The sequence below is a fragment of the Microbacterium rhizophilum genome (genome assembly GCF_039605615.1).
In the GTDB taxonomy this organism is placed as follows: Bacteria; Actinomycetota; Actinomycetes; order Actinomycetales; family Microbacteriaceae; genus Microbacterium; species Microbacterium rhizophilus.
Genome location: NZ_JBCNUN010000001.1, coordinates 593,742 through 611,764 on the forward strand (window position 1 = coordinate 593,742; position 18,023 = coordinate 611,764).

At 71.6% G+C, this 18,023-nt stretch carries 17 protein-coding genes and 1 tRNA gene; 3 read left to right on the plus strand and 15 right to left on the minus strand.

Annotated features, from left to right (window positions below):
- Positions 1 to 31: 31 nt before the first annotated feature.
- The 4 genes from AAD528_RS02990 to AAD528_RS03005 form a co-directional block, all read right to left on the minus strand.
- The gene (locus AAD528_RS02990) at positions 32 to 1,027 is read right to left on the minus strand and encodes a dihydroxyacetone kinase subunit DhaK (protein ID WP_345750538.1); all 996 of its coding nucleotides are present in this window, start codon (positions 1,025 to 1,027) and stop codon (positions 32 to 34) included.
- 82 nt (positions 1,028 to 1,109) lie between these two features.
- Entirely contained in the window at positions 1,110 to 1,748 is a 639-nt protein-coding gene (gene dhaL, locus AAD528_RS02995; RefSeq protein WP_345750539.1) for a dihydroxyacetone kinase subunit DhaL, read from the minus strand.
- Positions 1,745 to 2,473, minus strand: coding sequence for an HAD-IA family hydrolase (locus AAD528_RS03000; RefSeq protein WP_345750540.1), 729 nt, complete (start codon positions 2,471 to 2,473; stop codon positions 1,745 to 1,747). The genes dhaL and AAD528_RS03000 overlap by 4 nt, the downstream gene beginning before the upstream one ends.
- Position 2,474: 1 nt before the next feature.
- The gene (locus tag AAD528_RS03005; protein WP_345750541.1) at positions 2,475 to 3,332 is read right to left on the minus strand and encodes a class II fructose-bisphosphate aldolase; all 858 of its coding nucleotides are present in this window, start codon (positions 3,330 to 3,332) and stop codon (positions 2,475 to 2,477) included.
- Positions 3,333 to 3,497: 165 nt separating this feature from the next.
- Between AAD528_RS03005 and AAD528_RS03010 the strand changes: the two genes are divergently transcribed.
- Positions 3,498 to 4,718: a S8 family serine peptidase gene (locus AAD528_RS03010; protein WP_345750542.1), complete on the plus strand. Its 1,221-nt coding sequence runs from the start codon at positions 3,498 to 3,500 to the stop codon at positions 4,716 to 4,718.
- A 48-nt stretch (positions 4,719 to 4,766) separates the two neighbouring features.
- Here AAD528_RS03010 and AAD528_RS03015 read toward each other — a convergent pair.
- The 3 genes from AAD528_RS03015 to AAD528_RS03025 all read right to left on the minus strand — a co-directional run bounded on the left by AAD528_RS03015 (position 4,767) and on the right by AAD528_RS03025 (position 7,406).
- A tRNA-Gln gene (locus AAD528_RS03015) sits at positions 4,767 to 4,838 on the minus strand.
- 89 nt (positions 4,839 to 4,927) lie between these two features.
- On the minus strand, positions 4,928 to 6,454 hold the full coding sequence (gene gltX / locus AAD528_RS03020; RefSeq protein ID WP_345750543.1) for a glutamate--tRNA ligase: 1,527 nt from the start codon (positions 6,452 to 6,454) through the stop codon (positions 4,928 to 4,930).
- A gap of 10 nt (positions 6,455 to 6,464) precedes the next feature.
- Positions 6,465 to 7,406, minus strand: a complete 942-nt coding sequence (locus tag AAD528_RS03025) for a LysR family transcriptional regulator (protein ID WP_345750751.1) — start codon at positions 7,404 to 7,406, stop codon at positions 6,465 to 6,467.
- Positions 7,407 to 7,553: 147 nt separating this feature from the next.
- Here AAD528_RS03025 and AAD528_RS03030 point away from each other — a divergent pair, with 147 nt between their 5' ends.
- Entirely contained in the window at positions 7,554 to 8,621 is a 1,068-nt protein-coding gene (locus AAD528_RS03030; protein WP_345750544.1) for an aminotransferase class V-fold PLP-dependent enzyme, read from the plus strand.
- 6 nt (positions 8,622 to 8,627) lie between these two features.
- On the opposite strand, the gene AAD528_RS03035 is transcribed toward AAD528_RS03030, so the two are convergent.
- From AAD528_RS03035 to prfB, 8 genes are all read right to left on the minus strand, one after another.
- Positions 8,628 to 9,872, minus strand: coding sequence for an MFS transporter (locus AAD528_RS03035; protein ID WP_375339581.1), 1,245 nt, complete (start codon positions 9,870 to 9,872; stop codon positions 8,628 to 8,630).
- 10 nt (positions 9,873 to 9,882) lie between these two features.
- A complete protein-coding gene (locus AAD528_RS03040) occupies positions 9,883 to 10,656 on the minus strand; it encodes a fumarylacetoacetate hydrolase family protein (RefSeq protein WP_345750546.1) in 774 nt (257 codons plus the stop codon).
- A 32-nt stretch (positions 10,657 to 10,688) separates the two neighbouring features.
- Complete coding sequence (locus tag AAD528_RS03045) at positions 10,689 to 11,795, minus strand: branched-chain amino acid aminotransferase (protein ID WP_345750547.1); 1,107 nt, start codon at positions 11,793 to 11,795, stop codon at positions 10,689 to 10,691.
- A 34-nt stretch (positions 11,796 to 11,829) separates the two neighbouring features.
- On the minus strand, positions 11,830 to 12,882 hold the full coding sequence (locus tag AAD528_RS03050; RefSeq protein ID WP_345750548.1) for a 3-isopropylmalate dehydrogenase: 1,053 nt from the start codon (positions 12,880 to 12,882) through the stop codon (positions 11,830 to 11,832).
- A 2-nt stretch (positions 12,883 to 12,884) separates the two neighbouring features.
- A complete protein-coding gene (serA, locus tag AAD528_RS03055; protein WP_345750549.1) occupies positions 12,885 to 14,474 on the minus strand; it encodes a phosphoglycerate dehydrogenase in 1,590 nt (529 codons plus the stop codon).
- Between the two features lie 138 nt (positions 14,475 to 14,612).
- Complete coding sequence (locus AAD528_RS03060; protein WP_345750550.1) at positions 14,613 to 14,960, minus strand: hypothetical protein; 348 nt, start codon at positions 14,958 to 14,960, stop codon at positions 14,613 to 14,615.
- Entirely contained in the window at positions 14,957 to 15,457 is a 501-nt protein-coding gene (locus tag AAD528_RS03065; RefSeq protein WP_345750551.1) for a DNA polymerase III subunit gamma/tau, read from the minus strand. Before AAD528_RS03065 ends, AAD528_RS03060 begins: the two co-directional genes overlap by 4 nt.
- Positions 15,458 to 15,467: 10 nt before the next feature.
- Complete coding sequence (gene prfB / locus AAD528_RS03070) at positions 15,468 to 16,577, minus strand: peptide chain release factor 2 (protein ID WP_345750552.1); 1,110 nt, start codon at positions 16,575 to 16,577, stop codon at positions 15,468 to 15,470.
- A 77-nt stretch (positions 16,578 to 16,654) separates the two neighbouring features.
- Here prfB and AAD528_RS03075 point away from each other — a divergent pair, with 77 nt between their 5' ends.
- Positions 16,655 to 17,971, plus strand: coding sequence for an MFS transporter (locus AAD528_RS03075; RefSeq protein WP_375339570.1), 1,317 nt, complete (start codon positions 16,655 to 16,657; stop codon positions 17,969 to 17,971).
- Positions 17,972 to 18,023 lie beyond the last annotated feature (52 nt).

Here is an 18,023-nt window from a genome sequence, read left to right on the forward strand (position 1 = left end):
GGCCTGGGCCCGGGGCGCGGCCGTGTCCGGGTCAGAAGACGCGGATGGCGATCTCCGCGGGCGCGGAGAGGAGGGTGTCGATCTCCTCGTCGAGGCGCACGATCGTGAGCGAGATGCCCGCCATGTCCAGCGACGTGCAGTACTCCCCGACGTACGAGCGGTCGACCGTGACGCCCTTGCCCGTGAGCCCCTTGTGGGCGATGCCGTACGCGAGATACAGCTCGCTCACGGGCGTGCCGCCCAGGCCGTTGATCATGAGCGCCACGCGGTCGCCGGACGCGACCGGCAGGTCGCCGGCCACGGGCTCGAGGAGCCACCCGACCATCTCGGTCGCCGATCCGAGCTTCACGCGCTCGCGCCCGGGCTCGCCGTGGATGCCCACGCCGAGCTCGACCTCGTCGTCGCCGAGCTCGAACAGCGGTGATCCCTTGGCGGGCGGCGTGCAGGCCGTGAGCGCGAGGCCCATCGTGCGGGTGACCGAGTTGACCTTCTCGGCGATCCGGACGAGCTCGTCCAGCGACGCGCCCGACTCCGCCGCCGCTCCCACGGCCTTCATCACGAAGAAGTTGCCGGCGACGCCACGGCGCCCCACGGTGTAGAGCGAGTCCTTCACGGCGACGTCGTCGTCGACGAACACCGTGCGCACCTCGATCCCCTCGGCCGCCGCGAGTTCCTCGGCCATCTCGAACGCCATGCGATCGCCCGTGTAGTTGTTGACGATCAGCAGCACGCCCTTGGCGGAGCGCATCAGCTTGACGGTCTCGATGACGTATTCGACGGGTGGCGCCGCGAACACGTCGCCGGGACAAGCCGCCGTGAGCATGCCGGGCCCGACGGTCATGACGTGCGCGGGCTCGTGACCGGATCCGGATCCCTGCACGATCGAGACGCGCTCGTCGCTCGGGCCGTCGGCACGATGGATCAGGTTGTATTCGGGCACGTAGCGCAGCGTGTCCGGGTTGGCGAGCGCGAGTCCTTCCAGCATCTGCGGGACGAACTGCTTCGGGTCGTCGACGAACTTCTTCATGACTTGCCTTCCTGGTCTGTGCGACCGGTTGGATCGAGGACGCGACGGTGCGCCCTCGGGCGTTGGACGAGGGGGCGCGTCCTCAGGGCCGCTCGCTCCAGGCGGCGACGAGACTCTCGGCGATCACGGCGAGGGCGACGGCGCCGGCGTCGGGCGACCCGATCGAGCGGGCACCGGAGTAGCTCGCGCGTCCGCGCATCGCCTGCAGCGCGCTCGTCGCCTCGGCGGCCTCGCGCATCGTCGCGGCGAACCGCTCGAGCGCGGCGGCGGGGTCGGCGCCGTCGGCCGCGGCGCGCTCCAGCTCGTCCGTGGCGGGCACGAGAGCGTCCAGCAGCGTCTTCTCCCCGAGCTCGGCCTTGCCGCGCGCCTTGATGCCCTCGACCGCGGCGCGCAGCATCGCGACGACGTCGCCGATGTCGAGCGTGTCCTTCCCCTTCGCGGCCATCGAGGCACGGAGGAACGCGGTGCCCCAGATCGGGCCCGAGGTCCCGCCGACGCGGCTCGAGATCGTCATCGCGGCGGACTGCAGCAGCGCGGAGGCCGCGTCGTCCGGGTAGCCGTCGATGTCCTCCAGGACCTTCTCGAATCCGCGCGCGAGGGAGAAGCCGAAGTCCCCGTCGCCGACGACCGCGTCGAGGTCGCCGAAGTACTTCTCGTTGTCGACCGCCGTCTGCGCGATCGTCCGCACGACGAATCGCGTCGTCTCGACTGCAGCGCTCATGCGCCCCTCCTCGCCGTGGCGAGCACAGTCTCGATCTGATCGAACGTGGTGGATCCGAGATCCGGCAGCACGAGCGCCGCACCGGTGAAGTCGTCGTCGCCGGTGTACGCGCTCACGGTGACGACGGTGGCGATGCCGGCGGCGCGCGCCGCTCGCACGCCGATGCCGCTGTCCTCGACGACGACGGCGTCGGATGCGTCCGTGCCCGTGTCCTCGAGCGCCCGGAGGTAGATGTCCGGCGCGGGCTTCTTCTCGGGCACGATGTCGCCCGCGAACACCGCGAAGCGCTCGTAGAGGTCGTCTCCGACCGCGCGGCGGAGGACGGCCCGCACCGACGGCTCGGCCGAGGTGGAGGCGACCGCGAGGCGCCAGCCCGCGTCATGTGCTTCCCGGGCGATCCGTCCGATGCCCGGTCGCGGCTCGATCCGGCCGCGGTCGACCAGGTCGGTGTAGATGTCCGTCTTCCGGCGGTGGAGGGCGAGGATCAGCTCGTCCACCTCCGCGTCGGTGGCGGGGTATCCGTCCCAGCGCGCGGCGAGCTCGGGGGTGAACTCGCTGCGCATGCGCTCCTTGCCGCCGCCGATCTTCACCTTCTCGCCGTACACGTCGACGGACCAGTGGATGGGCACGCCGAGCTCCTCGAACGCCTGGTTGAACGCGGGCAGGTGCCCGTGCATCTCGGTGTCGGCGAGCACCCCGTCGCAGTCGAAGATGAGCGTCGGCATGTCACGCCTTCCCGGCGCTGCCGAAGGTCGCGGCGAGCCCCGTCACGAGCTCGATGACCGCGGCGCGCGTCGAGCGGAACAGCGACGGCGGATCCCACTTCTGCGCCTCGCGCGCCTGCTCGAGGAACGCGAGCTCGGACTGCATGAAGCGCTCCTTGAGCGCGGTCGAGATGTTGACCTTCGCGCAGCCGCGGGCGATGAGGTCCTGGAACTGCTCGGTCGTCAGCCCCGAGCCGCCGTGCAGGGCGATCGGGACCGGATGCGCCGCGACGAGCTGGCTGATCCGCTCCCCGTCGAGCGTCGGCGTCGTCTTGTAGCTGCCATGGGCGTTGCCGATCGCGGGGGCGAACACGTCCACCCCGGTCGCCTCGAGGAAGCGCAGCTGCACCTCGAGCGACTGCCGGGTCGACTCCGCGTCGGAGCCGTGGTCGTCCTCGACGCCCTGGATCGCCTCGATCTCGCCCTCGACGTGCGCGCCGTGACGCCGCGCCTCGGCGACGACCTCGATCGTCTGGCGCTGGTTCTCCTCGACGGGCAGCTCGCTCGCATCGAAGAGCACCGAGTTCCATCCCTCGAGCAGGCACTCGGTGATGACCGACCGATCCGGACAGTGGTCGAGATGCAGGGCCACCGGCACCTCGATGCCCGCGGTCATGGACCGCCACATCGCCGCGAGCACCGGGGCGGTGTACATCCTCACGGTCTTGACCGACGTCTGCACGATGACCGGCGAGGACGCCTCCACGGCGCCCGCGAGGACGGCCTCGAGGGTGAGGTCGTTGAAGATGTTGATCGCCGGAACGGCGTACCGCTCGGCGAACGAGCGGTCGACGAGCTCCTTCAGGGTGACGACGGGCACGGGCGCTCCCTCTCTGCAGCCTCGGACGCGGCGTCATCGCCGGGTCCGCACGGTCCTCTCCGTCGCAAGCGATGCGCGGATCGGATCGTCTGATGCTGAGACTGTCACGATGCCGGCTGATACACCACGGGTGATTTTCGGGGCGATGCACCGGACACTGGGAGGATGAAAGCACGCGGTTCGAGCAGCCTCCCGCGCACGGTGAGGTGGACGGCGCTGGGCGGGCTGATCGGACTGTCGCTGCTGGTGATCGCGGGGCAGGGCACCACCATCGGCGGCCGCCCGTCGTCGAGCATCGGCCTGAGCGCCTCGGGCGGCGAGGACTCCGTGCGGATCTCGTTCACGCCCGCGCCCGGTGCGAGCCAGAGCCGTATCCTCTGGCGACGCACCGACCTGACAGCTCCGGGGACATCCATTCAATCGAACGCGCCCGCCCATCTGGACCGCATCGACGGCGGCTCGGCGATGAACGGCACGTACGCGTGGACGTGGAACGGTTCGGGCGTCCGCATGTACTTCATCGATTCCGGCATCAACGGCAGCGAGGCCCAGCTGTCGGGGCGCATCGCGCCGGGGTTCTCTCTCGGTCCCACGGCGTACGACGCCGATCCGATCCCTCACGGGACCGAGGCCGCGAAGCTCGCGGCGGGAACTGTCGCCGGTGTCGCGAAGGGCGCCACGGTGGTATCCGTCTCGGTCTACGACGATCCCGGTGCGGAGGGTGGCGCCGGAATCGGTGCCGCCACGCTCGAGGCGTGCGTGGACTTCATCCTCGCGGATCACGCGTCATCCGGCGCCCCCGCCGTCGTGAGTGCGTCCCTCGAGCTGGCGGGAATGCAGGAGGGCGGCGCCGACGACCCGGGCGTCGCGGCGCAGATAGCCCGTCTGCTCGATGCGGGCATTCCCCTCGTGATCGCAGCCGGGGACGGGGACGTGGACGTGGACGCCCGCCTCGCGGACGCCGACCCGCGGATCATCTGGACCTCGTCGTCCTCGACGGAGGATGCCCGCGTGAGCGACAAGCCCTACGGGCAGGTCGTCACCGTGTACGCCCCGTGGGAGACGACCTCGGGAACTGCGCCCCAGGTGTCGGGCGTGGTGGCCAAGATCCTCCAGGCGAACCCCGCGCTCGGCCCCACCCGCATCAAGGAGGTCATCGTCTCTCAGTCACGACCGGTCGTCACCGACGTCCCGGACGGCGCGAACCTGCGGCTGAACGCCGACGCGCAGACGTCGGAGTGGTCCACCTCGCCCGCGAGGAGCGGCTCCGTCGAGCTCGGCGAGCTCGCGACGGATGCCACATATGAGATCGCGGGGCAGTCCATGATCGAGGGCGTCTGGTCGGCGCAGACCGCGCCGGTCACGGTCTCGACACGGGCCGGGTGAGCCTGTCTGAAACGAGAAACCCCCGCCGGAGCGGGGGTTTTCTTGAAGCTGGGGTACCTGGACTCGAACCAAGAACAACGGAACCAGAAACCGCCGTGTTGCCAATTACACCATACCCCAATGGCATCCGACCGAAGCCGTACCGAGGGTCTAGCTTACCCGACCCCGCGGACGACTCCAAACCGGACACGTCGCCATGGCGTGTCGGGCTACGAGAGCTCCTCGACGAGGGCCACGAGACGACGGACGGACTCGGTCCTGCCGAGCAGCTCCATCGACTCGAACAGCGGCGGCGAGACGCGGCGGCCGGTGATCGCGACGCGAGGCGGGCCGTATGCGACGCGGGGCTTCAGGCCCAGGCCGTCGATCAGTGCGGCCGACAGCGCGCCCTGGATGGCCGCCGCGTCGAAGCCGTCCTCGGCGAGCGGCTCCAGCGCGTCGACGCACGCCTTGAGCACCTCGACGGCGTTGTCGGGGAGCCCGGCACGGGCGTCCTCGTCGTACGTGACGTACTCCGCGAACAGGAAGCCCAGCAGCCCCGGCGCGTCGCCGAGCAGCGGCAGACGCTCCTGGATCAGGGGCGCGGCGGCCGAGATCAGCGCACGCTGCTCGCCGGTCGGGCTCTCCCCCACCACGCCGGCCTGGACGAGGTAGGGCAGGATCCGCTCGGCGAAGTCCGCGGGCTCGAGCATGCGGATGTGGTCGCCGTTGATCGACTCGGCCTTCTTCTGATCGAAGCGGGCCGGGTTCGGATTCACGTCGGCGACGTCGAATGCGGCGATGAACTCGTCGAGCGAGAAGACGTCGCGGTCGTGCCCGATCGACCAGCCGAGCAGTGCGAGGTAGTTGAGCAGGCCCTCCGGGATGAAGCCGCGCTCGCGGTGCAGGAACAGGTCGGCGCGCGGGTCGCGCTTCGACAGCTTCTTGGTGCCGTCGCCCAGCACGAGCGGCATGTGGCCGAATCGCGGGATGAACGTCGTCACGCCCGCGTCGACGAGCGCCGCGTACAGCACGAGCTGGCGCGCGGTCGACGGCATCAGGTCCTCGCCGCGCAGCACGTGCGTGATGCCCATGAGCGCGTCGTCGACCGGGTTCACGAAGGTGTACAGCGGCGCGCCGTTCGGGCGCACGATCACGAAGTCGGGGAACGATCCGGCCGGGAACGTGACCTCGCCGCGGATCAGGTCGACGTACGTGATGTCCTCGTCCGGCACCCGCAGGCGCAGCGCGGGCTGGCGCCCCTCCGCGCGGAACGCGGCCTTCTGCTCGTCCGTGAGATCGCGGTCGAAGTTGTCGTAGCCGAGCTGCTTGGCGCGCCCGTTCGCCTCGTTGCGCGCGTCGATCTCCTCCGCGGTCGAGAAGCTCTCGTAGACCGCGCCGGCGGCCTTCAGCTTCTCCAGCACCTCGAGGTACAGGTCGGTGCGCTGCGACTGGCGGTACGGCGCGTGCGGACCGCCCACCTCGACGCCCTCGTCCCAGTCGATGTGCAGCCAGCGCAGCGCGTCGAGCAGCTGCTGGTAGCTCTCCTCGCTGTCGCGCGCGGCGTCGGTGTCCTCGATTCGGAACACGAGCTTGCCGCCGTGGTGGCGCGCGTAGCCCCAGTTGAACAGGGCGGTGCGGATCAGGCCGACGTGGGGCAGTCCGGTGGGCGACGGGCAGAAGCGCACGCGGACATCGGCGCCGGTGGCCTTGGTGGTTCGAGGATCGACGGGGCGGGGATCGGGTGCAGAAGACATCGGCTCCAGCTTAGTTGCGCGCCCCGGACGACCGCTGGCCGGTCGGCGGCGCGGATCGGTCCGCGCCGAGCACGGCCGGCAGCACCCGGTCGAGCGCCGCGAGCACGGCCCGCACCGACGGCACGCGCTCGGATCCCCGCGCGGCGACGAGGTGCAGGGTGCGCCGCTCCCGGCCGGGCAGGGGCCGGATCGTGACGCCGGTGCGTCGTGCGGTCGCCTCCAGCGCCATGCGCGGCAGGGTCGCCACGCCGATCCCCTGGGCGACGAGTCCCTCCACGGCGACGAAGTTGTCGGTCTCGAACGCGATGCGCGGCGCGAATCCCGCCCGGCCGCACAGCTCCAGCAGGTGCCCGCGACACCGCGGGCACCCGCCGATCCAGTTCTCGCCCGCCAGGCGCGAGACGTCGACGACCTCGTCGCCGGCGAGCGGATGCGCGTCCGGCAGGACCAGCAGCACATCCTCCTGCCCCGCCACGCGCACCGACAGGCCCCGCGCGCTCTCGCCGTGCGGATCGTCGCGGTCGCCGGGGAAGCTGAACGTCAGCGCGAGATCCGCGCGCCCCTCCCGCACGGCCTCGACCGCCTCGGGCGGCTCCGCCTCCACATACTCGAGCCTGATGCCGGGGCGGTCGCGCTCCAGCTCGGCGACCAGCCGCGGCAGCACCGTCGCGGACGCCGACGGGAACCCCGCGAGCCTCACGCGCCCGGTTCCGCCGCCGCGCAGCAGCGCGAGATCCTCCTGCGCCGCCTCGAGCGCCGTCACCACCGCGGGCGCGTGCCCCGCGAGCAGCCGGCCGGCCTCGGTCAGGCGGGCGCGCCGCCCGATCCGCTCGACGAGCGCCAGCCCCGTGCGCGCCTCGAGCCGCTTGATGTGCTGGCTCACGGCCGGCTGGCTGTATCCGAGCGCGACCGCCGCGGCCGTGATCGAGCCGCCGTCGGCGACCGCGCGCATCAGGCGGAGGTCCGTCGCCTCGAGCGCCGGCGCGGACGCGGCGCGACTCCCCTGCGGATCCGTCACGGTTCAACCATAAGTACATCGCATGTGATTCATCAGACACTGGACGTAGACGAATACGGCGCCACGTCCGACGCTGTCGTCATGGCCTCCCTCACCCTGCCGTCCCCGTCGACCGATCTCCGCGCCGAGTTCGCCACCGGCACGGGATATCTCGCGGCCTGCACGACGGGGCTGCTGCCCCGATCGGCGTGCGACGCGATCGTCGCGGATGCCGAGGCGGCGGCGGCCGGGCGGATGGACCCGGTCGGCTACACCGCGGCGGCCGAGCGCGCCCGCGCCCACTTCGCGCGGATCGTCGCCGCGACGCCGGATCGCGTGGCGATCGGCTCGCAGACCTCCACCTTCGTCGCGCTCATCGCCGCCGCGCTCCCGGAGCGCGCCGAGGTGCTCGTTCCCGAGGGCGACTTCTCGTCGCTGCTGATGCCGTTCGTCCACTCCCCCCGGCGGCTCCGCGTGCGCGCGGTGCCGCTCGCGGAGCTGGCCGACGCGGTGGGCCCGGAGACCGCGCTGGTCGCGTTCTCGCTCGTGCAGTCCGCGACGGGCGAGGTCGCCGACCTGCCCGCGATCGCGGAGGCCGCGCGGCGCCACGGCGCGCGCACGCTGTGCGACGGCGCGCAGGCGATCGGCTGGCTTCCCGTGGCCGCCGCGTCGGTGGACGCGCTGGTGTGCCACGCCTACAAGTGGCTGTGCGCCCCGCGCGGCGTCGCCTTCCTCGCGGTGTCCGAGGAGTTCGCACGCGAGATCCCGCCCCTGTTCGCCGGCTGGTACGCGGGCGCGGACCCGTGGACATCCTGCTACGGCCACGACAACTCCCTCGCGACCGACGCGACGCGTCTCGACGTCTCCCCGGCGTGGCAGGCGTTCGTGGGCGCGGAGCGCTCGCTCGCGCTGTTCGCCGACGCGGATCCCGCCGCGCTCCATGCGCACACGACGGCGCTCGCGGCCGGGTGCCGCCAGCTGCTGGGGCTGCCCGCGCCGCGGATCGCCGGCGCGATCGTGTCGTGGCCGGATCCGGAGGGCGAGGATCTCCCCCGCCTGACGCGGGCCGGGATCACCGCGTCGGGCCGCGCGGGTCGCGTGCGGCTCGCGTTCCACGTCTTCAACGACGAGGAGGACGTCGCCCGGGCCGTGCGCGCCCTGCGCGACTGAGCGCGCTCAGCGCCGGCCGAGCGGCGACAGCAGCGCCGCGACGGCGACGATGCCGAGGGCGATGAGCGCGAGGGCGCCGTACCCGGGGCCGTCCAGCACCACCCCCGCGAGCACCGCGCCGACCGCGGCCGACGCCGTCATCGTGGTGTCGCTCAGGCCCTGCCGGCGCGGCCGCCGCGCGATCGGGGTGCTCTCGGTCAGCAGCGCCGAGCCCGCGACGGTCCCGGCGCTCCATCCGAGGCCCAGGAGGAACAGCCCGATCACCACGGCGGGCTGGCGCTCGGGCCACAGCGTGAGGATCGCGAGCGACAGCGTGAGGATCCCGAGCCCGGTCAGCACGGTCGTGACGCGGCCGATCCGATCCGCGAGCCACCCGAACAGCGGCGAGGCGCCGTACATCCCGAGCACGTGCAGCGCGATCGTGGTGCCGACGAGCAGCGTGAGCTGCGTCGTGCCCCCGCCGTGCCCGGTGTGCGGCCCCACGTGGGCGATGTGCGAAAGGTGGATCGGCGTCATCGCCATGACGGACGCCATCACGACATGCGAGGACGCGACCGCGAGCATCGCGTAGCGCGCGGCGACCGGCCGATCCGCCTCGACGACCGGCCCGGACGGCCCCGCCGAGCGGGCGATGTGCTGCGCGAACGCGAGCGGATCCGGCCGCAGCGCGATCAGATACAGGATCAGCGCCGCCAGCTGCGCGACGATCGAGAACAGGTACGCGCCGGTCAGCGGCGGCATGCCGACGACCGCGCCCAGCGCCTCGCCGGGGGTGATCATGAGCGGTCCGAGCACGCCGCCCACCGTCGTGGCCCAGACGACCGTGCCGAGGTCGCGCCCGCGCCGCTGCGGCGTCGCGAGATCGGTCGCCGCGAAGCGGGACTGCAGGTTTCCGGCGTTGCCCGCGCCGATCAGGATCACGCCCGCCAGCAGCAGCGGGAACAGCCGCAGGGCGGCGGCGGAGATCACGATCGCGATGCCCACGAGCGCGAACGCGTTCCCGAGCGTCAGGGCGAACCGCCGGCCCCGCCGCCCCGCCAGCCGCGCCAGCGGGATCGCGCAGAGCGCGGCGCCGAGCGTGACCGACGCGGTCGCGAAGCCCGACAGCGACTCCTGGCCCGAGAGGTCGGCGGCCAGCAGCGCGCCGAGCGACACGGTGGCGCCGAACGACACGCCGCCGAGCACCTGGCCGGCGGCCAGCACCCGGACGGTGCGTCCCTGGATCCGGGCGACCTCCGGGGCGTCGGGCAGCGTCGTCACGTCAGGAGGTGAGCGCGTCGCGCGCGGTGTTGCGCAGGATGCCGAGACCCGGGATCTCGACCTCCACGGTGTCGCCGGCCCGGAACGGGCCGACGCCCGCCGGAGTGCCGGTGAGCAGCACGTCGCCGGGCAGCAGCGTGAACGCCGCCGATGCGTACTCGATCAGGAACGGGATGTCGAAGATCATGTCCGTGAACGGCGCGCGCTGCTTCTCCTCGCCGTTCAGGCGCGTGATGACCTCGCCCTTCGTGTGGTCGAAGTCGGTCTCGATCGCGGGACCCAGGGGGCAGAACGTGTCGAAGCCCTTCGCGCGCGCCCACTGGCCGTCGGGCTTCTGCAGGTCGCGGGCCGTGACGTCGTTGGCGACCGTGTACCCGAACACGTAGTCGAGGGCGTTCTCGGCCTTCACGTTCTTCGCGATCCGGCCGATCACGACGGCCAGCTCGCCCTCCCACTGGGTGTCCTGCGTCTGCGGCGGGCGCACGATCGTGTCGCCGGGGCCGATCACCGACGTGTTCGGCTTGAAGAACAGCATGGGCTGCTTCGGCACCTCGTTGCCGAGCTCGGCGGCGTGATCGCGGTAGTTGCGACCGACGCACACGACCTTGGAGCGCGGGATCACCGGGGCCAGCAGGGCGGCGTCGGCGAGCGGCACGCGCTCGCCCGTCGTCTCGAATCCCGCGAACATCGGATCGCCCGCGAGGACGACGAGATCGGCCCCGTCGAGGATGCCGTAGCGGATGGTGTCGTGGTGGCTGAACCGGGCGATCTTCACCCGATCAGCCTATCCGCGACACGGCGCCGACCTCAGGCGTCGAGCCGGTGCAGCCAGCCCTTCCGGTCCTCGCGGCGGCCGTACTGGATGTCCGTGAGCTCCTCGCGCAGCGACAGCGCGAGCTCGCCGATGGGCTGCGCATCCTCGAAGCCCGCGGCCTTGAGCGCGCCGATCGGCGTGATCACGGCGGCGGTGCCGCACGCGAACACCTCCGTGATGTCCCCCGACGCGACGCCCTCGCGCCACTCCGCGAGCGTCACCGGGCGCTGCTCGACGGTGAGCCCGCGGTCGCGCGCGAGCTCCAGGATCGAGTTGCGCGTGATCCCGTCCAGGATCGTGTCGGAGGCGGGCGTCACGATCGTGCCGTCCTTCTTCACGAACAGGATGTTCATCCCGCCGAGCTCCTCGATGTTGCCGTCGGCGTCGAGGAACACGACCTGGTCGCAGCCGTTCTCGTACGCCTCGGCCTGCGGCAGCAGGCTCGCGGCGTAGTTGCCGCCGGTCTTGGCGGCGCCCGTGCCGCCCTTGGCGGCGCGCTGGTAGCGCTCGGAGAGCCAGATCGTGACGGGCTTCACGCCCCCCTTGAAGTACGAGCCGGCGGGGCTCGCGATCAGGTAGTACGCGACCTTGTTCGCGGGGCGGACGCCGAGGAACGCCTCCTTGGCGAACATGAACGGGCGCAGGTACAGGCTCTGGTCCTCGCCCGAGGGGACCCACGCGCCGTCGACCGCGATCAGCTCGCGCAGCGACTGCAGGAAGTACTCGGTCGGCAGCTCCGGCAGGGCGAGGCGACGCGCGCTGCGCTGCAGGCGCAGGGCGTTCTGCTCCGGCCGGAACGTGTAGACCGCACCGTCCGCGTGACGGTACGCCTTGATGCCCTCGAAGATCTCCTGGCCGTAATGCAGCACGGCCGCGGCGGGGTCGAGGCTGATCGGGCCGTAAGGCTGCACGCGCGGGCGGTGCCAGCCGCCACGCGCCGACCAGCAGACGTCGACCATGTGATCGGTGAAGTGCGTGCCGAAGCCCGGATCCTGCAGGATCTGCTGGCGCTCCGTGGGCGACTTCGCCGCGAGGTTCTTCGTGACGGCGAACTCGAGCGGGGCGAGCGCGGCGGCGGTCTGAGCGAGGGTGTCGGTCATTGTGGAGGTCCTGTCTCGGGCGCGTGCGCCCAGGTTACGCCTGCAGACGGGCGGCGATCGCGTCGCCGATCTGCGTCGTGCTGCGGGGCTCCGCGCCCCGGGAGTCGATGTCGCCCTCGATCGCGCGCGTGACGCGATCCGCCTCCTCACGCAGCCCGAGGTGATCGAGCAGCAGGGCGATGGAGCCGATGGCGGCCGTGGGATCGGCGATGCCGCGGCCTGCGATGTCGGGCGCCGATCCGTGCACGGGCTCGAACATCGAGGGGAAGGCGCCGGCGGGGTTGATGTTCCCCGAGGCGGCGAGGCCGATGCCACCGGTGACGGCGCCGGCCAGGTCGGTGAGGATGTCGCCGAAGAGGTTGTCGGTGACGATCACGTCGAAGCGGCTGGGGTTCGTGACCAGGAAGATCGTGGCCGCGTCGACGTGCAGGTAGTCTACGGCGACCTCGGGGAATCCGATCGCCACCTCCTGGACCACTCGCCGCCACAGCGCGCCCGCGTTCACGAGCACGTTGGTCTTGTGCACGAGCGTGAGCTTCTTCGAGCGCCGCTCGGCCAGCTCGAACGCGTAGCGGACGACGCGCTCGACGCCGTAGGCCGTGTTGACGCTCGTCTCGTTGGCGATCTCGTGCGGGGTTCCGCGCCGGATGGATCCGCCGTTGCCCACGTACGGTCCCTCCGTGCCCTCGCGCACCACGACGAAGTCGACGTCGCCGGGGTCCGCGAGCGGCCCCGGCTGACCCGGGTACAGCTTCGAGGGACGCAGGTTCACGTAGTGGTCGAGCTCGAAGCGCAGCTTCAGCAGCAGGCCGCGCTCGATGTTGGCGTCCGTGAGACGCGGATCTCCCGGCACGCCGCCGACCGCGCCGAGCAGGATCGCGTCGTGCGCCCTGATCGCGTCGAGGTCCTCGTCGGTGAGCGTGTCGCCGGTGTCGAGGTACCGCGCGGCCCCGAGGGAGAAGCGCGTCCTGTCGAAGACCACGTCCGATCCGGCCGTGACCGCGTCGAGCACCTTCTCGGCCTCCGCGACGACCTCGGGACCGATCCCGTCGCCCGGGATGACGGCGAGCCTGATCGTGCGCGCCATGCTCACGCCTCCGTGATCTCGATCTGCGTGATGACCGGGGCCTCGATGTCGCGCCCGATCTCCTCCAGCACCTCGTCGGGCACGCGCTGGTCGACCGTCACGATGCTGAGCGCCAGCCCGGCCTGCTCGCGCGCGACCTGCATGCCCTCGATGTTGATGCCCGCGGCGCCGAACTTCTGGCCGTAGATCGCCACGATTCCCGGCGCGTCCCTGTAGATCAGGACGACGTGGTGCTTCTCGATCGGCACCTCGATCTCGTAGCCGTTGATGCCGACGATCTTCTGCACCATCCGGGTGCCCGCGAGCGTGCCCGACACGCTCAGCACGCTGCCGTCGGCGAGGGCGCCGCGCAGCGTGGTGAGGTTGCGGTACTCGGGGCTCTCGGTCTCGACGGTCATGCGCGTCTCGATGCCGCGCTGCTCGGCGAACAGCGGCGCGTTGACGTACGAGACGTTCTCGCTGACGACGTTGGTCAGGATCCCCTTGAGCGCGGCCAGGCGGTACACGCTGACGTCGTAGGCCGCGAGCTCGCCGCGCACCTCGAGGTCGAGGCTCGTCACGGCGCTCTTGGCGAGGCCGCTGAACACCTGGCCGAGCTTCTCGACCAGCGCGATGCCGGGGCGCACGAACGGGTCGATCACGCCGCCCGCGACGTTGACGGCGTCGGGCACCAGGTCGCCCTCGAGCGCGAGCTTGACGGACTTCGCCACCGCGATGCCCGCCTTCTCCTGCGCCTCGTCGGTCGAGGCGCCGAGGTGCGGCGTGGCGATGACGTTCGGCAGGCCGGTGAGTGCCGTGTCGGTCGGCGGCTCGCTCGTGAAGACGTCGAGGCCCGCTCCGGCGATCTCGCCGTCCTGCAGCGCCTGCGCGAGCGCGGCCTCGTCGATCAGGCCGCCGCGCGCGACGTTCACGACGTAGGCGGTCGGCTTCATCCGCTTCAGCTGCGCGGTGGAGATCATGCCGGTGGTCTCGGGCGTCTTCGGCATGTGGATCGTGAGGAAGTCCGCCTGCTCGAGCACCTCGTCGAGGCTGCCGAGCTCGACGCCCAGGTGCTGGGCGCGCTGCGGCGTGACGTAGGGGTCGTACGCGACCACGCGCATCCCGAACGCCTGCATCCGCGCGGCGACAAGCGCGCCGATCCGGCCGAGGCCGACCACCGCGAGCGTCTTCTCGAACAGCTCCGTGCCGGTGTACTTGCTGCGCTTCCACTCGCCGCCGGCGAGGGCCATGGAGGCGGGCGGGATGTGCCGCGCCAGGCTCAGGATGTGGCCGCACGTGAGCTCGGCGGCCGAGATGATGTTGGAGGTCGGCGCGTTCACGACCATGACGCCGGCGGTCGTGGCCGCCTTGATGTCGACGTTGTCGAGACCCACGCCCGCACGGGCGATCACCTTGAGCTGCGGCGCCCGGCCGATGGCCTCTTCGTCCATCTTCGTCGCCGACCGGATCAGCACCGCATTCGCGTCGGCGAGGGCGTCGAACAGCGCGGGACGATCCGTTCCGTCCACCGTCCGGATGTCGAAATCGGGACCGAGCGCCTCGATCGTTGCGGGAGAGAGTTCTTCGGCGATGACGACGACGGGCTTCGGCAAGGGTGGATCATCCTTCGAGGCGTGCGCATGGGGAAGTGCGCGGGTGTTGGGGTGTGTCCGTCGCGCCACGCCATCGGAGCGCGATTCTGACTGCCACCCTACCGGAGGCCCCGGAGCCGTCCGGACGCCGGCGGCGGCTCAGCCGATGATCTGCACGGTCGTGGTGTAGGCCACGACGTCGAGCCAGAACGCGGCCACGAGGGTCAGCGCGGTGAGCAGGAACAGCGCGAGCGAGAGCAGGCCGCGGCGGAGCCCGAGGGCCAGCGCGACCGCGAACAGCAGGATCGGCAGGACGATCGCGAGCACCCAGACGACCCAGCCCATGGTCGTCAGGGACAGGCCCGCCGCCCCCGCGGCCTGCACCGTCGCGACGAGGTAGTTCACGGCGGTCCACACCGCGTAGGCGAACAGCAGACCGAACAGGCCGGCGATCGCCGCCACGGCCCACGTCGGCGGCGTGCGGCGGGTCGTCTCGGAGGCGGTCATCGGCCGAGCACCCCCATCATCACGAACGGCCACGGCACGAGCAGCACGATGCCGATCGCGAGTCCCGCGAACCGGCGCCACGGCGCCGCGCGGCGCGTGACGTGCATCGTGACGAGGAACCAGATGACGGGCGAGAGCATGGCGAGCCACAGCGCCGCCTGGAACATGACATCGGCGACCGCGCCCGTGTCGGCCTGGATCCGGTCCCGCAGCCGGAAGCCGCCGAGCGCCCAGCCGACGACGTACAGCGTGTAGACGCCCGCCAGCACCCCCATGCTCACGAGCGCCACGTTGCCCATCGGCGCCGGCGCGGACGACTCCGTCGTCCCTGCGGGGTCGCCGGGCGGGCCGTCGTCGCTCGAGACCTCGCCGCTCCCCCGGCCGACCGCGCGCCAGCCGCGCGGCAGCGATCCGGCCTTCTCGCGCAGGCCCGGCGCCGGATTCCTCGGATCCTCGTCGCCGTCCCAGGACAGGGCGTCGTCGTCGCGCGAGCTCATGCCGATCCGATCAGTCCTCGATCTTGCGCTTGCGCCAGCGGATGCCCGCGTTGATCAGGCCCTCGAGGTCGCCGTCGAACACGCTCGCGGGGTTTCCCACCTCGTACCCGGTGCGGAGGTCCTTCACGAGCTGCTGGCCGTAGAGGAAGTACGAGCGCATCTGGTCGCCCCAGCTCGCCGTGATGGTGCCGGCGAGCTCCTTCTTCTTGGCGGCCTCCTCCTCCTTCTGCAGCAGCAGGAGGCGGGTCTGCAGCACGCGCATGGCCGCGGCGCGGTTCTGGATCTGCGACTTCTCGTTCTGCATCGACACGACGATGCCGGTCGGGAGGTGGGTCAGGCGCACGGCGGAGTCGGTCGTGTTGACCGACTGGCCGCCGGGGCCGGACGAGCGGAAGACGTCCACGCGCAGGTCGCCCTCGGGGATCTCGACCTCGACGGCCTCCTCCATGACGGGGATGACCTCGACGGCCGCGAAGCTCGTCTGGCGCTTGTCGGCCGAGCCGAACGGACTGATGCGCGCGAGGCGGTGCGTGCCGGCCTCGACCGAGAGGATGCCGTACGCGTACGGGGCGTCGACCTCGAACGTGGACGACTTGATGCCGGCGCCCTCCGCATACGAGGTGTCGAGCACCTTCACGGGGTACTTGTTGCGCTCGGCCCAGCGCAGGTACATGCGCATCAGCATCTCGGCGAAGTCGGTGGCGTCGTCGCCGCCGGCGCCCGAGCGGATCGTGACGACCGCACCGCGGTCGTCGTATTCGCCGTCGAGCAGCGTCTTGACCTCGAGATCGCCGATGACCTTCTCGAGATCCGCGATCTCCTTGCGCGCCTCGGCCACGGAGTCCTCATCGCCCATCTCGTTGGCGAGGTCCACGAGCACCTCGAGGTCGTCGAGGCGGCGCTCGACTCCCTCGACGCGCGTGAGCGAGGACTGCGCGTGGCTCAGCGCGCTCGTCACCTTCTGCGCGTTGGCGGTGTCGTCCCACAGCCCGGGCTCGGACGCCTCCTTCTCGAGCCGCGCGATCTCGGCGCGCAGCGAGTCGACGTCGACCACCTCTCGGATGTTCGCGAACGTGGTGCGCAGCGCCTGGATCTCGGCGGAAGGATCGTATTCAAGCATGACGCCCCAGCCTATCGCGGCGCGGCGTCGCGCCGCGCGGGCACGAGCCGCGGCACCGCGCGAGTAGCGTGGAGACGATGACGAGCGACAGCGGATCCGGGGCGCGCGACGAGCGCGGATCGGGCGCGGCCGCGGAGGCGATCCGCCGCTACGCGCCGATGATCTACGGACCGACGGCGCTCTACTCTCTCGGGCAGGGCGCCATCCTGCCGCTGCTGCCGATCATCTCCCGCGAGTTCGGCGCGGACCTCGCCACCGCCGCCCTCGTGACCGCCATGATCGTGGTCGGCCAGCTGTGCGGCAATCTGCCCGCCGGGTGGCTCGTGTCCCGGCTCGGCGAGCGGTACACGATGGCCACCGCCTCCGCCGTCTCGCTGCTCGGCATCACGGGCATGCTGCTGTCGCGCCACCTGGGCGTGCTGATGCTGTCGGTGTTCGTGATGGGTCTGTGCGCCGCGGCGTTCGCGCTCGCGCGGCACACCTTCATGACCACGCGCGTGCCGCTGGAGTTCCGCGCGCGGTCGCTGTCGCTCCTGGGAGGGTCGTTCCGCCTCGGCGCGTTCACCGGGCCGTTCGTCTCGGCCGCGCTGCTGGGCATCTTCGGGCGCGAGCAGGCGAGCATCTGGTTCTTCGGCGCGTGCCTCGTCGTCGTGGGCCTGCTCGTGACGTTCGGCCCCGACCCGGAGGAGAAGGCCGCCCGCGCCGAGCGCGCCGCCGTGCGCCCGGCGGTCGACGAGTCCGTCGAGCCGGAGGACACGGGCGAGGCCGTCACCGGCTCGATCCCCACACGCGAGCGCCTCGGGATGTTCGCCACCATCCGCGCCAATCGTCGCGTGCTGTCGCGCCTCGGTCTCGCCGCCGCTTCGCTGTCGTTCGTGCGCGCCTCGCGTCCGGCGATCCTGCCCCTGTGGGGCCTGTCCATCGGCCTGGACTCGTCGACCATCGCGCTGATCGTGGGCATCGCGGGAGCCCTGGAGTTCGCCCTGTTCTACGCGAGCGGCCAGGTGATGGACCGCTTCGGGCGCCTCTGGGCCGCCGTGCCGTCGCTGCTGCTGATGGGCGGCGCGATGATCGCCCTGGCCTTCACGCACGACCTCGACGCGGCCGCGATGTGGTTCGGCGTGTTCGCCGTCGTCATCGGCGTGGGCAACGGGCTCTCGAGCGGCATCCTGCTCACGCTCGGATCGGACGTCGCCCCGAAGCAGACCCCCGCGGCGTTCCTCGGCGCCTGGCGCACAATCACGGATGCCGGCGGAGCGCTCAGCCCGCTCGTCGTCTCGGGCCTGACGGCCATCGCCTCGCTGTCGGTGGCCGCGGGCGGCATCGGGTTGATCGGCCTGCTGGGTGCGCTGGCGTTCGTGCGCTGGGTGCCCCGCTTCGTGCCGCGCCCCTGAGGCGGACGGGCGGCCACCCTGTCGGCAGGAGGTGCCGCTGAGTCGCGTGACC

What these genes read in the sequence shown, in the direction of transcription:
- AAD528_RS03000 (WP_345750540.1), bottom strand. Translation starts at nt 2,473, where the DNA reads ATGCCGACGCTCATCTTCGACTGCGACGGGGTGCTCGCCGACACCGAG.
- AAD528_RS03025 (WP_345750751.1), bottom strand. Translation starts at nt 7,406, where the DNA reads ATGCGCGCGGTCGCCGACGGCGGCTCGATCACGGCCGCGGCGGTCGCG.
- AAD528_RS02990 (WP_345750538.1), bottom strand. Translation starts at nt 1,027, where the DNA reads ATGAAGAAGTTCGTCGACGACCCGAAGCAGTTCGTCCCGCAGATGCTG.
- AAD528_RS03030 (WP_345750544.1), top strand. Translation starts at nt 7,554, where the DNA reads ATGGCCTCCCTCACCCTGCCGTCCCCGTCGACCGATCTCCGCGCCGAG.
- AAD528_RS03065 (WP_345750551.1), bottom strand. Translation starts at nt 15,457, where the DNA reads ATGAGCTCGCGCGACGACGACGCCCTGTCCTGGGACGGCGACGAGGAT.
- dhaL (WP_345750539.1), bottom strand. Translation starts at nt 1,748, where the DNA reads ATGAGCGCTGCAGTCGAGACGACGCGATTCGTCGTGCGGACGATCGCG.
- prfB (WP_345750552.1), bottom strand. Translation starts at nt 16,577, where the DNA reads ATGCTTGAATACGATCCTTCCGCCGAGATCCAGGCGCTGCGCACCACG.
- gltX (WP_345750543.1), bottom strand. Translation starts at nt 6,454, where the DNA reads ATGTCTTCTGCACCCGATCCCCGCCCCGTCGATCCTCGAACCACCAAG.
- AAD528_RS03060 (WP_345750550.1), bottom strand. Translation starts at nt 14,960, where the DNA reads ATGACCGCCTCCGAGACGACCCGCCGCACGCCGCCGACGTGGGCCGTG.
- AAD528_RS03045 (WP_345750547.1), bottom strand. Translation starts at nt 11,795, where the DNA reads ATGACCGACACCCTCGCTCAGACCGCCGCCGCGCTCGCCCCGCTCGAG.
- AAD528_RS03010 (WP_345750542.1), top strand. Translation starts at nt 3,498, where the DNA reads ATGAAAGCACGCGGTTCGAGCAGCCTCCCGCGCACGGTGAGGTGGACG.
- AAD528_RS03075 (WP_375339570.1), top strand. Translation starts at nt 16,655, where the DNA reads ATGACGAGCGACAGCGGATCCGGGGCGCGCGACGAGCGCGGATCGGGC.
- AAD528_RS03050 (WP_345750548.1), bottom strand. Translation starts at nt 12,882, where the DNA reads ATGGCGCGCACGATCAGGCTCGCCGTCATCCCGGGCGACGGGATCGGT.